This is a genomic window from Alteromonas sp. 5NW40-0090 (genome assembly GCF_057552975.1).
In genome coordinates this window covers 117,925-130,897 of the sequence record NZ_BAAJLT010000015.1, presented here as the reverse complement: position 1 = coordinate 130,897, position 12,973 = coordinate 117,925, and the positions used below count along the sequence as shown (strand labels likewise).

General features: G+C 43.1%; 7 protein-coding genes. 2 read left to right on the top strand and 5 right to left on the bottom strand.

The genetic code is table 11. The annotated features are described in order from the left end of the window. Nucleotides 1-13 precede the first annotated feature (13 nt). The 4 genes from AC27KT_RS18000 to AC27KT_RS17985 all read right to left on the bottom strand — a co-directional run bounded on the left by AC27KT_RS18000 (nt 14) and on the right by AC27KT_RS17985 (nt 2,860). Entirely contained in the window at nt 14-298 is a 285-nt protein-coding gene (locus AC27KT_RS18000) for an NAD(P) transhydrogenase subunit alpha part 2 (RefSeq protein WP_131094890.1), read from the bottom strand. A gap of 2 nt (nt 299-300) precedes the next feature. Further along, nucleotides 301-1,458, bottom strand: a complete 1,158-nt coding sequence (locus AC27KT_RS17995; RefSeq protein WP_487132216.1) for an NAD(P) transhydrogenase subunit alpha — start codon at nt 1,456-1,458, stop codon at nt 301-303. Between the two features lie 172 nt (nt 1,459-1,630). After that, nucleotides 1,631-1,945, bottom strand: a complete 315-nt coding sequence (gene rhaM / locus AC27KT_RS17990; protein WP_131094892.1) for an L-rhamnose mutarotase — start codon at nt 1,943-1,945, stop codon at nt 1,631-1,633. A 3-nt stretch (nt 1,946-1,948) separates the two neighbouring features. Next, the gene (locus tag AC27KT_RS17985; protein ID WP_131094893.1) at nt 1,949-2,860 is read right to left on the bottom strand and encodes a DUF4861 family protein; all 912 of its coding nucleotides are present in this window, start codon (nt 2,858-2,860) and stop codon (nt 1,949-1,951) included. Nucleotides 2,861-3,190: 330 nt separating this feature from the next. Here AC27KT_RS17985 and AC27KT_RS17980 point away from each other — a divergent pair, with 330 nt between their 5' ends. Both AC27KT_RS17980 and AC27KT_RS17975 read left to right on the top strand, forming a co-directional pair. After that, nucleotides 3,191-6,259: a TonB-dependent receptor gene (locus tag AC27KT_RS17980; RefSeq protein WP_487132213.1), complete on the top strand. Its 3,069-nt coding sequence runs from the start codon at nt 3,191-3,193 to the stop codon at nt 6,257-6,259. Nucleotides 6,260-6,980: 721 nt separating this feature from the next. Then, complete coding sequence (locus tag AC27KT_RS17975; RefSeq protein WP_487132211.1) at nt 6,981-9,920, top strand: TonB-dependent receptor; 2,940 nt, start codon at nt 6,981-6,983, stop codon at nt 9,918-9,920. Between the two features lie 83 nt (nt 9,921-10,003). Here the strand turns inward: AC27KT_RS17975 and AC27KT_RS17970 are convergent, their stop codons facing one another. Then, a complete protein-coding gene (locus AC27KT_RS17970; protein WP_487132209.1) occupies nt 10,004-12,862 on the bottom strand; it encodes a family 78 glycoside hydrolase catalytic domain in 2,859 nt (952 codons plus the stop codon). Nucleotides 12,863-12,973: the final 111 nt, after the last annotated feature.

Here is a 12,973-nt window from a genome sequence, read left to right as displayed (position 1 = left end):
GTTCAGCGCTCTCTTAGTTATTATCTTTCTTTTTAAACATGCCAAGCATGCGATCGGTAACAAGATAACCGCCCACAACGTTAATACTTGCTAACGTTACAGCTGCAGTCCCCAGAATTGTTGTCAACATACTGTTATCAGAACCAGATGAGACTAGAGCACCGACTAAGGTAATACCTGAAATAGCATTAGAACCAGACATCAATGGGGTGTGTAACGTGGCAGGAACTTTACGAATGAGTTCAAATCCAAGAAATGCAGCGAGTAATACAATAAACAGTAGGTAAATAGTTTCCATTATTAAGCTCCTTCGTACGCAGACAACAGCATGTCATTTCGAATTTTTCCACCATGAGTAATGACAGCACCATTAAGAATGTCATCTTCAAAGGTTAATTCGAATTCAATAGGCTCGCTCTTTACAAACTCATCCAGCAAGTTGTAAATGTTGTTTGCGTACATATCGGTCGCAGCCCGAGATACGCCCTCACTCCAGAAGCCGTCTCCTATAATAGTAACGTTATTTAGTACAACGGTTTCACCTGGCTTAGAGCCTTCTACGTTGCCGCCAGAGACCGCAGCCATATCCACAACAACGCTACCTGGTTTCATAGACGCCAGTGTTTCTTTTGAAATCAACACGGGCGGCTTACGACCGAAAAGCTGCGCTGTAGTGATAACTATGTCTGAACTTGCTATGGCTTCTTTTTGTGCCTGTGCGAGCAACGCTTTTTGCTCGTCAGAGAGTTCTTTAGCGTAACCGTCTTTTGTTTGGCCAGTTTCACCTATATCAACGTTAAGGAATTTGCCGCCTAACGACTCTACTTGTTCAGCTACAACTGGGCGCGTGTCATACGCCAGCACATTGGCACCAAGGCGCTTGGCTGTCGCAATAGCCTGCAGACCCGCAACGCCTGCTCCAATAATAAATACTTTGGCAGGTTTAATTGTACCGGAAGGTGTCATCATCATTGGTAATATAGAAGGAAGTGTGTCCGCGGCCTTCATCACCATCGCATATCCCGCCAAACTCGCTTGAGAGCTCAATGCGTCCATTTTTTGTGCTCTAGAGGTTCTGGGGATCATTTCTACTGAGAGCGCCGTCAAATTGGCCTTTGCTAGTTTAGTTACCAACGCTTCGTTAAAAAATGGGTCTAAGTGTCCAATAACAACTGTGCCAGCAGGCAGCTTTTCAACAATTGATTCTCTAGGTGTGTTGACACAGGCTAGTATATCTACTTGCTTAGCTATTTCTGTTATATCAGCAACAATGTTAGCGCCAGCTTTCGCGAAGTCTTCATCTTTATAGTGTGATAGCAGGCCAGCACCTTTTTCGATATAGACTTCGATGCCTTTTTTGACAAGCTTGGCGATAGTTTGTGAAGACACAGCGCAGCGCCGCTCCACATGAGCGTGGTGCCTTTGCTCTAGGGCTTCGTTTAAAATTAGGATTTTCAATTAACTCTCCTTTTCAAAACTGTAGGAGAATGAGGTAACTCATTCAGTAAACTTCTCTGTCGTTAACTGATATGTTTTAAAGAAGCCCGTTGCTTAACTATGTTAAGCATGGCACCGGTGCTTTGGTGTTGTTAGTATCACACCGGCTACTCTCGGATAGACATAAAAGGTTTTACTCTAAGTGAAAAACCTTTGTTAGGTCTGTAGCTACAGGTTGGTTATCTTCGTGAGTGTCCATTATGTCTGCCATATACTGCCACCACTTCTTAACTACAGCATTATTTGGCAGCGCATCCATGGTGTGGTCGTCCTCACGCTTTAACACAGCAAAGAGCTTATTCGAGCTTTCCTCATAGAAAATACTGTAGTCTGACACGCCTGCATTTTTAAGCTCTTCTACCAGCTCGGGCCATATTTCGTCATGACGTTTCTTATACTCTTGCTCATAACCCGGCTTTAGTGTCATAACAAAGGCAACTTTTTCCATCTATTAGTCCTCCAGGCTGTTTAAGTATTCTTTCCATTGCTCCACAGTGGTGATCTCACTGTCACCTTCCCATGCAAAGCCAGCTTTGTAGTTCAACTTACCTTCTGGTGATGTTTGAGTTATTAGCCAAATATGACTTTCATCTTTCTTTTCAGAAGGTGTATGAATGATGTTACTAATTTTACTCGGCGCGATAACGGCCGCGGTGCCTAACCCTTGGTTGTCAATTTCTTCCCAAGCGGCAATCCATCCTTCTTGTTGATTTTTATACACATCGGCTTTTTCGTCGTGTGTAGCTACACCTATGGCAATAGGGAGAGAGGCCGGGGTATTATTTAGATAGAAAGTCGAATCGACGTTGTACATCCGAGAGCCTAGCGCAAGCGACACGGTTTTAACTTCTTTTACCATGCCAATAGGCGTTTCAAATTCGTAGTGAAGGGTAAACTTGACTTCGTCAGCATTGTTTTCATGAATTTCATAACGAGTGAAGTTGTGGGCGTAGTACGGTGTTTCGTTTATCCACACTGCTGAGCCACCCACGCCACGACTAATACCCGTATGGTAAGGGTCGTAACCTTCTCCTCTGTCCTCGTGATACGACTGACCACTGAAGTGCATGTCATACCACTTGTCGATAATCGAATAATCGACCTTCTTTAGCCATGCGTCGACGCCGCTGGCGTGGCCAGCTAAAGGTGCGGCAGGGCCATAAACCCGAAACGCTACCTTATCATTTTCCCATGCAAAATCGTCCCGTCTCTCAGGTACGAATTTAGCATATGCCTTGACTTGGTTAGCCATAGCCGGCGCGCTGTCTTTATCAGTTTTTTGTACTTCAGATGAGCACGCTGACATGCCTGATAATCCAATAGCGATCGCCGCGGCTAAACAAATTTGCGTATGTTTAAACATCTACTCTTTCCTCTGTTTGATGGCAAAGCAAGTGCTTGGACATTGTTTACAAGCGTACTCATTTATTCTTTTCAATCAATGAAGTGATTGTTAATGAGCGATATTGCATTATTGTGAGACGGTTTGCAATGGATTTAGAACGCGTTTTATAGAATTAAACTAACTGATATTATTTTAAGTTATTAAAATAGCGTTGTTTTCGGGTAATTCTGTCTTTCCTATAAAGTAATTCTAATGTTAACGAAAATATAACAAATATGTTGATATTGGTTAACTTGTGATCTATCGTGATTTTTGGTGATTGATAATGATTGTTTAGGGAGAGAGTACATGACGTTAATCGGTGCGAAGAAATTACGGCTAGCTGTAGCTATTTCATCTGCGATTGCTTGCTATTGTGCAGAGGCTGCCGCACAGGATGCAGATATATCAACAAGTGCTGACCAAGAAACCGAAGTGATAGAGGTTAGAGGAATAAGGAGCGCGCTAGCTAGTGCATTGGCTGAAAAGCGCTCTGCCGACAGTATTAAAGAAGTTATTCAAGCTGAAGACATCGGTAAGCTACCTGACCAGAATTTGGCAGAAGTTTTAGAAAATGTCACGGGTGTTCAAATCGACCGAACTGCAGGTGTAGGAACTGGGGTCCAAATACGAGGTACGAACGCAAACCGTGTCGAAATAAATGGTGTATCTACTGTTGGAAGTGGTAACGGCCGCTCTGGGATTAGTTTTGACGACCTACCAGCAGCGCTGATTTCATCTCTGGAAGTCATTAAGGTGCCGACTGCGGAAACTGTTGAGGGCTCTGTAGGTGGAACGATAAATCTACGTACACTTAGAGGCCTTAGTCTAAAAGAGCAGCTGATTTCAATTCGTGCACAAGCGGAGAACAGTGATTTGGCAGATGCTACTTCGCCGCGAGTTTCCGCAACCTTTGGAGATAGCTTTGACACCGATTATGGACGAGTCGGTTTGGTTCTCACCGGTAGCTACGCAGAGCAGCAAGTTGCTTCGTTTGACCCACGTTTCGACAGGGACAGGGAAGTACTCCCTGATTCTGGCAGCGCTAGTGCAGAGTCTTTCCCTTTTTTGAGAACGCAGTTTTTAGATCAAGTCATTTCCCGATATGAATATGAAACCAAGAATTTCACAGGCTCCTTTGAGTTTGAGCCTATGGATAACCTGAGGTTATATTTTGATGCGACAGTTAATCGCCAAGAACGAGCACAGAAAAGTTCCCGCGCATTTATTTCAGGAACCGGTGGATCGGCTGTTGTTGACAATACGGATAACACAGCGTTTGAAACCGTCGACTTAGGAACAATTGATGGTCCAAATGGGCCGTTAGAATTAGGTGAGGTTCAAGCAGTCCTTACGGGAACATTAGGAGTAGGTGTTGATGCAAATAACAATAATATCGACCCAAATTTAAGAACAAGCGTCAATACAGGCTCACGTATTACCGACAGTGATGTATTCGCTACCGGTTTCGATCTTTTGTTAGATCGCCTTGCTCTTAAAGGTGAAGTATCTTATTCAAGTTCAGATTCAGTGTTTCCTCGTTTAAATACGACACTCGATTTTATCAATCTGAATGGCCCGCAACCAAGTGAAGGGTTAAGTATTGATAACGGTGTGCCTGTTGAATTTGATGCTTCGGGCGGCACACTTCAATTCGGGATAGCTCAAAATGCTGAATTTGGACCTTCTAGCCAAGACTTGTTGAATCCAGCTAACTATGCACTTCGTGGTGTCGGTGTGGGTAGAAGTACTCAAGAAAACTCCGAAACCGCATTTAGACTAGATGGGGACTACGACATCTCCGATTTAAATCCGTATTTTTCGGGCATTAAAGCAGGTTTGAGATGGAATAAGAATAAGGCAGAAAGTAACGATATAAACACCACGTCAAACTTTTCTAACCCTAACTCAGCATTCTATAGACCTAGGGCTGATCTGTTTTCAAATATTGTTTCTGCTGGCCCTTCAAACTTTAACGATGCTGATGGAAGACGCTTGTACATTGCTGACTACCTTACCGTAGACGGTGACTTATCGTTTAACAACCCAGACCAAGTTTTGACTGCGATTAATAACGCTATCGCTGAGAATAACGCTGCTCAAATTGCAAATGGAAATATATCAGAGCCATATCCGTCATTGGCACAGCCTGAGCTTCAGCTAGATTCATTTTTTGACATTGAAGAAGAGACAACAGCGTTATATTTGCAAGGAGACTACTTCTTTTATATCAATGATATGACATTTCGCGGAAATGTTGGGGTTCGTTACGTTAGTACAGATATTACTTCGGTAGGTAACAACATAGAGAACGGTGTAGTAACAGGCCTGCGCGAGGAAAGTGCGTCTTATGACTATTATCTGCCAAGATTCAATATTGCGTCTGAAGTTATCGATGATTTAGTAATTCGAGCTGGTGTTGCTAAAGATATTCGAAGACCCAACTTTGATAACCTTTCCACGTCCATAAATTTTCCAGGAGGCGCCGGTGCCGCAGTAACAGTTGGAAATCCCGCTTTGACTCCTGAGGAGGTTATTTCTTACGATCTATCTGCCGAATACTACTTTTCTGACTCAAGCTTTGTCAGTGTAGGTGTCTTCCATAAAGAAAGAACGGATATCTTTGCCGCAGTCCGTGATAATCCAGAGGAACCTATCGGGGAAAATGGTCAAATTGAGCGTGATATTACAGCCCCATGTGAAGGTGGCGGTATATTTAACCCCACTGTTACTGACCGAAATGTTTGGTCGTCGGTTCCCGGTACGGGAATTTGTGTTCCACTCCAAACAACAATTAACTTGCCGAATGAGGAGACACAAACTGGTATTGAGGTCGCGTTTCAACATGACCTTTCTGAATATGAGGAGGAGCTTGGATGGGCTTCTGGTTTTGGGGTAATCGCAAACTATACATATCAGGAAGCAGGTGCAGGTATTGAAACGTTCCGTCCAGCAACAGGAGATGGAAACGCGCTGAATAAACTATTGGGGCGTACAGATGCTGATCAATCTACACCTACACTTGCCGACGATATTGTAGAGGAACGGATTGAGTTGGAAGACTTATCTCAAAACGCATACAACATTACGTTGTTTTACGATAAGTATGACCTCAGTGTGCGAGCACGATACACGTGGCGTTCAGCGTTCAAAACTGGGGACTTGATAAGCTTTGATATGCCGCGAATAGTTGATGATAGAGCACAGCTTAACATGAGTGTGAGTTACGATATAAACGACACCTTTACCGTTGGGCTAGACGGCATAAACCTACTTCGCGAAGATCGTACTGAGTGGTGCGTAAATGAAGGTGCGTTGCTTTGTGCACAAGGGTTAACTGACAGACGCATAGTGTTAGGGGTTACAGCAAACCTTTAATTAACTTTTCAATAATTAAGTAAATCTACAAAATTCGCCTCTAGCTTATCTAGAGGTGGATTTTTTGTTTTAATGAGCGAAGTAAGTGGACAGCTCATTGTGTAAATTCTAGCTACTAGATAGCTTTTGATAATGTAGGAACCATTGGTGCAGCTCTGTCCGGTGACGGCAAAAAGCGTAATGCTTCAGATATGAGTATGTAATTCAGTTAATTAAGAAATCCCTCGGTGTTAACCCACAACAAGGTTAGATCCATTTTGACCCTCTGATATACGCTATTTTCCGCCATTTGTAGCTAGTGATTAATAATTAAGGACCACAGAGTAGCCCAAATAATGTAGGTAATTAGCACCTTATTGCATGTTAATAACGTTATAAATATAGATGCTGCAAACTCACCTAACGATATAGCCGCACTTAAAAGTACTGAGTAGCAACTTGATTAAACAGGCGCTCCAGCTACTCGGTATTACCGAAACCGTTTTCGCTACTAAAGTATAATTGCTTATTCAATTTTACATAGAAGTTATGATTTTTCACTTTTTGACTATAAATGATCATTTTTGATTCTAAATTTTTGCATGAGTGGTAGTGTTAAATCCGTGTTAATTAATTGTTTATTGTTGCCTTCATAGTTGAAAGACACTGAGTGGCTGATAAGAACAATATTTTTAACATCAAGGCAGTGCCTACCTCATTTATTAAATTTTAAGGATAAAAAATGAGTCACACATTGAAACATAGTTTAATTTACTTAGCGTGCATGTCTGCACTTTACGTCTCTCACGAATCTCAAGCACAAGACACCCCAGAGGCAAACGATGTCGAAGTAGTTGAAGTGTTAGGAATAAGATCATCTCTAACAGGAGCTCTGGATAATAAACGGTCAGCAGATAGCGTTGTAGATTCAATTTCAGCAGAAGATTTAGGCAAATTTCCAGATCAAAACATCGCTGAATCTCTACAAAGGATTTCAGGTGTTTTTATCGACCGTCAATCTGGTGAAGGTTCAAAAATTACAGTTAGAGGGTTCGGGCCTGAATTCAATACTGTACGGTTAAATAATCGAACTATAGCAACTATTGAAACTGGTGAAGTAGATTACTTCTTCTCCGATGTAAATCTGTCAAGAGCATTTGATTTTCAGGCGCTTGCGGCAGAGGTTTTGAGCGGAGCTGATGTGGTAAAAAGTCCCACTTCTGATATGTGGGAAGGGAGTTTAGGTGCTAGTGTAAACATGCGTACTGCTCGCCCACTCGATAGTATCGGTTTTCATATGTCAGGCTCTGCACAGGCCCGATATCAAGATTTAGGGGAGGAATGGGGACCTCGAGTATCTGGACTGGTAAGCAATACATTCGCTGAGGACTCGATGGGGTTGCTCTTCGCTGTATCTTATGAAGATAGAAAAACAAGGTTAGAAGAACACCGTGGTGGAGCATGGTCTTACTATAACGGACCAACTGTTGACTCGGATGACGTTGTTGAGTTTCGTTTCCCCCAGGAGATGGGGCAAAGTTTTACTATAGATGATAGAAAGCGTTTAAGTATTAATAGTACTTTTCAGTACGAACCAAGCGCCGATATGGGTATGACGGTTGATGCTCTCTATGTAGATTTTAAACGAACCACCACCACACAGGGCATCAACGCGCCAATGCAGTTTCCATTCTTTTCTGATGTGAAAACAGATGAGAACGGGACGGCTACATCATTTGTTAAGACATTTGGTCCCGTAGATTATCGTTACGAAGAGGGCGGCGGCGATAGTGAAACTATTGCGTTGGGTTGGAACGGTTTTCTTTATTTAGATAATGGCGTTTCGTTCAATGCCGATATTTCTTGGTCGCGGGCTACAACTCGAAACGATGCAACAAGGATTCAAGCAGCAATCAAAGATACTAATCCGTGGAACGCCCCCTTAGAGCCCGGGAGCCTTGACGACCCTAGAGCAGGTGAGGTAAGCCCCGATTTTGAAACAAATATTATCACATGGACAAATGCTGATGTTCCTTCATGGTCTACTTCTCTCGATTTGGCGGACCCTGCAAATGCCCGTGCGCATGTCGCTTTGACACCCTCCATTGAGTTAGAGGATGAAGTTTTTGAAAGTAAGTTTGATGTCGGGTTCGAATTGGATTCCGGGGCTATCCGTGGTTTTCAAACGGGAGTATTCTACAGTGACCGTAAGAAAGCTGCGTTGCCTTTCAACTCTGGTATTTATAGACCTAACTCTCCAGAAGGACCGTTCGACCCAGGTTATAATTCTGCAGGCACTTTATTTGCAGACTCAAACTTCGTCGCGCCATTTGACCCAACCGATGGCGTTCAGGCGCCATGGGAGACGATAAATGTACCGAATGGCCCAAGGCCCAATATGGGAGGTCGCTTTTTCGCGTTGCCTTCAGATATTTTCACTCCTATTTCAGTACCGAGTCTACTTAGTGACTCAGGCGCAAGTTTTCCAACCTCGTTTTTGTTGACTGATAAAGATGGCTATTGCGAGGCTGTTCGTCAGGGGTCTGGAAATAATGACGTTTGTTCTTCACAGGCGCGTCCTGATTTAGCTCGAGATGTACAGGAAACAACTTACGGTGCCTATGTGAGGCTAGATCTTGATGGTGAGTTTAATGAATTCCCTTGGTCTGCAAATTTAGGTCTAAGGTATGTTGAGACCGATACCTCAGCATCGGGCCCATCAGTAGAGTTGATAAGAATTGACCCAGTGGACGCTGATGGCGCTACATCGGGTCTAGACTATGTCACAACAGAGAGACAAATAGTTGAGAAGAAGAACTCTTATTCTAATTTGCTCCCAAGTTTAAACGCAAAAGTATCACTGAGTGACAACGTGGATTTGCGAGCGGCAGTAGCTAAAGTCATTACGCGACCTAACTTAGGCGATATCACGCCAAATCAAAGTTTTAGCGGTTTATTTGGACTGTCCACTCGTCGTTCCAACAACACGGATTTACAACCTTACGAAGCATGGCAGTACGACGCTTCTTTAGAATACTATGCTGACAACGGTAACGCGTTTTCAATATCTCTGTTTTATAAAGATATTGAGACTTTTATTTCAGAAAGCACTGAACTTGTACCCTCTGGATTTAGTCATCCCGCCTTTGGTGAAATTATTTTCCGAGACACGACAGATAGAAACCGAGATGGTGGGTCAATTCAAGGATACGAGCTTGCAGGGCTAATGTACTTTGATTTTCTTCCTGGTTTCCTCAGTAATGCAGGTATACAAGCAAATTATACTTTTGTAACGGGCCAAGACGATGAGGCGCTAGCGTCGCCCCAAAACCTTCCACTAGCAACTGCGCCTGGAAACGGGTTAGAGGGATTTACACCTCATTCGTATAACGTAGTTGCGTTCTATGAAGATGATGACTTTTCTGCAAGGGTCTCTTGGAACTGGAGAGATCAATTCTTAGTCAAACGTGCTGGGCTAGCGGGCATAGCAGAGCACTTTGATGCTTACGGACAGTTAGACTTAGGATTTGGCTACGCGCTAAGTGAAAATACCAAAATTACACTTGATGTGAGTAATTTGTTAGACGAAAACACTATTCGTTTCGCAGATGTAAGAGAGCGTGTCATTTTGAACGAATACACTGGCAGGCGCTTCCTTCTAGGCGTTCGTTCAACTTTCTAAAACTGAATCGTTTCAATTTATTTTCAATTAATCAAAAAAAAGCGCCGTATTGAAGACGGCGCTTTTTAACACATCATTATATTCTACTGTTCAATCGTCACTGAATATTGCCCAGCTTCATATATACGCCTTGGTTTCCCTTGCAATGAAACCTTGGCTGATGAATTGTTCGGTACCTCGAACTGCCAATGGATAGTTTTGCCATGGCGCTGCCAGTTGCTCACTATTTTTCCATAGCCGGTCTTATAACTTGCTTCAACCCATTCCAGGTCTTTAGGGAACACAGGCGATAGTTCGAAATGCTGGTATCCTGGATTGTCGCCGAGAGGCCGAATACCGCCTAAACCCTCGTAAAACCAACCGTCATACCCACTGTGAAAAGGGTGGTTTAATGAGCGGCCCGGCGGGTTTCTACCTTCAGGGTCTTTAGTTGGATCCCATACGCCTTTACGCTCCCATAGGGTTGTTGCTTTTAGATTATCGAATTGCCACTGATAACCAGGATAGCCCTGAGCTGTAAATATACCAAAAGCAGTATCTCCGTAACCGTAATCGCTCAGTGCGCGATATACATAAGTTTGACCCAATGCTCCAATAGAGCCGTGACCATTCCAGTTTTCCACAACATCTTTATTCAGTGCTTCGGCAACAGAAGCCCTTAAGTGTATAGGGGTAATACCGAATCTAAGTGCCATGGCGTCAGCGGTTTGGCTCCCATAATGCCCGGTTTCTGGGTTATAAAATTCTTTGTGATATTGCGAGGCAATCCTTTCGAATAAAGCACTATAGTGTTTCGCTTTTTCCGGTTTATTCAGAAGCGTAGACATTTTAGCCATTAGGTCGGCGCCATGTGCTAAAAAGCCAGATGTCGTCATCGTTGGTAGAGTATATTCAGGATTACAGCGTTTGCGCGTCATCCCGGGTACTCGAACTGGATCACACCAGTCACCATAGCCATCGCGCAGAAGGTTATCGGTTAGTTGTGTCTCTGCAGCGTCCATGTATTCCACCATACTCTCGTACTGTTCGGCGATTACTTGGATATCTCCATGATGGCGATAATGCTCCCAAGCAATAATAACTTCAGCTACAGCCCAATCGTACTTTTCGCCATGTGAACGTTTGCCAGGTACGACTGCCGGTGCGATGTGACTCGATGTCTCGAAGTCACCTAAATATTTTTCCCAGAGGTTTTGCATGTCGTAATTGTAGTTACCAGTAATCAGCGCTGCATGTGCATCACCTGTCCACCCAGCTCGCTCTCTTATTGGGCAATCCATCGGTAGCGCCATTAAATTTCCTTCGTAACTCCACAGCGCCATGTCATGAATTTTGTTTAGTAAGTTACTAGAGCTTTTAAATTGCCCAGCAATTTCAACGTCGCTTCGAACTAGATGTCCGTATACGGCATTTAATTCTGGTTCAAAGTCTATGCCAGTTAGTTCTAGATAACGAAAACCATGCCATGTGAAAATCGGACTCCAGAATTGTGCGTCTTCTCCAGAAGCTATATAGGTATCAACCTGTTTTAGAAGTGGTGCACCTCCCCCAGACTTTTGGCTTAAATTACCGTCTATGTCTGCCCATTCTCCGTAGCGCATATGGACAGCTTGCCCTGGTTTTAAATTTAGAGCTTCTAGGTTTAATGTTGGTATACCAGTGAAGTTTTGTCCGAAGTCGAAAACCCAAACATTCTTTTGCGGTTGATAAAGCTTAATAGGTTCTAATTTTTTTATTGCTCTTATTGGCGGCAGAAGCTGTGGTTCCAATGATTCAGTAGGCCATTCATCCAAGGCTTCAACCGGTTGCCAGTTAACTAGGTTATTTGCAGATGTATTTACGTTCCATTCTTCAACAGCTTCATTGGCGTCGTAGAGCTCTCCAGAAAAAAGCCCTTCTTTTAAAATAGGTGAAGGGTGTGATATCCAGTTTTCATTAGACGCTACAATTTGACTGCTTCCATCTTCATAAAAAAATTCTAATTGGGCTATGAATTTCGGCTGACCATAGGATAAGGTTTTTTGCTTTCTTTTATTCTTAGCAGCGTCTGGATTCGACCATTTACTAAAGGCAATGTTTTCGTCATACCAGCCGCTACCTAGGTGAACGGCGATAGTGTTTTCACCGTTTAAAAGTAAATCGCTGACTTCATCTGTGTTATATAAAATACGCTTATCAAAATCAGTTTGACCCGGGTCAGCAAGTCGATCATCAACCTTCTGTCCGTTTAAGAATATTTGATAGTACCCACCAGCTGTGCTGTGAAGTTTTGCTCCCGCGATTTTTTTGCCAGTTTCTGTAGTAAATGAGTGACGAAATAAGCTGGCAGTTGGCTGCTGTTTTAATTGTTCAACAACGCCTAGTTGTTTGTTAAAAGCGGTCTCTGTTAGTTTCTCTGTGATATTTGGATGAACATTGGCTGCATATTTTATCCAATCCATTCGGTCTTTTGTTACTTGTGCGATATCACGCTGCTTAACTTGCAACCACTTTGCGCGCCAGTCGGATTTGTTAAGTAAGCCCATTTCCCAGGTTGAGGGAGTGCTCCATTCGCCGGGCTGTTCGGCGCCCTTTGACCAGACTCGAACTCTCCAAACGGCTTTACTGTTTGCCTCTAGCGCCGTGCCTTGATAGGGAACGTTAACAGAAACACTAGATATGACTTTCTCGCTGTCCCAAAGATCTGGTAAACCAGAAATTAACTTGTCCCGACTAGTAGCGACTTGTATTTGGTAAGCCTCTTGTGATTCAACATTGGCATGCCAAGATAACCTTGGAGTTTCGGTGTGAACGTTAAGCGGGTGGATATTATCTTCAACTAGTAAGTGACTAGGTTGTGGCTGTTCATTGTATTTTACTTTGCTGGAACTTGATTCAGGTTCAGGAAGGGTACAAGCAACTAATATAAGTAATGAGGCGACAAAGGTAAGGTGTCTTAACATGTAATTTTGCTCTTCTCATAACAATTCAAAGGTTCATCATGAATAGGCAATCTTCTTGAAGATTGATACCCAAGATTTGTAGTTATTTTTCAAAATTAGTCGTCGCAAAAG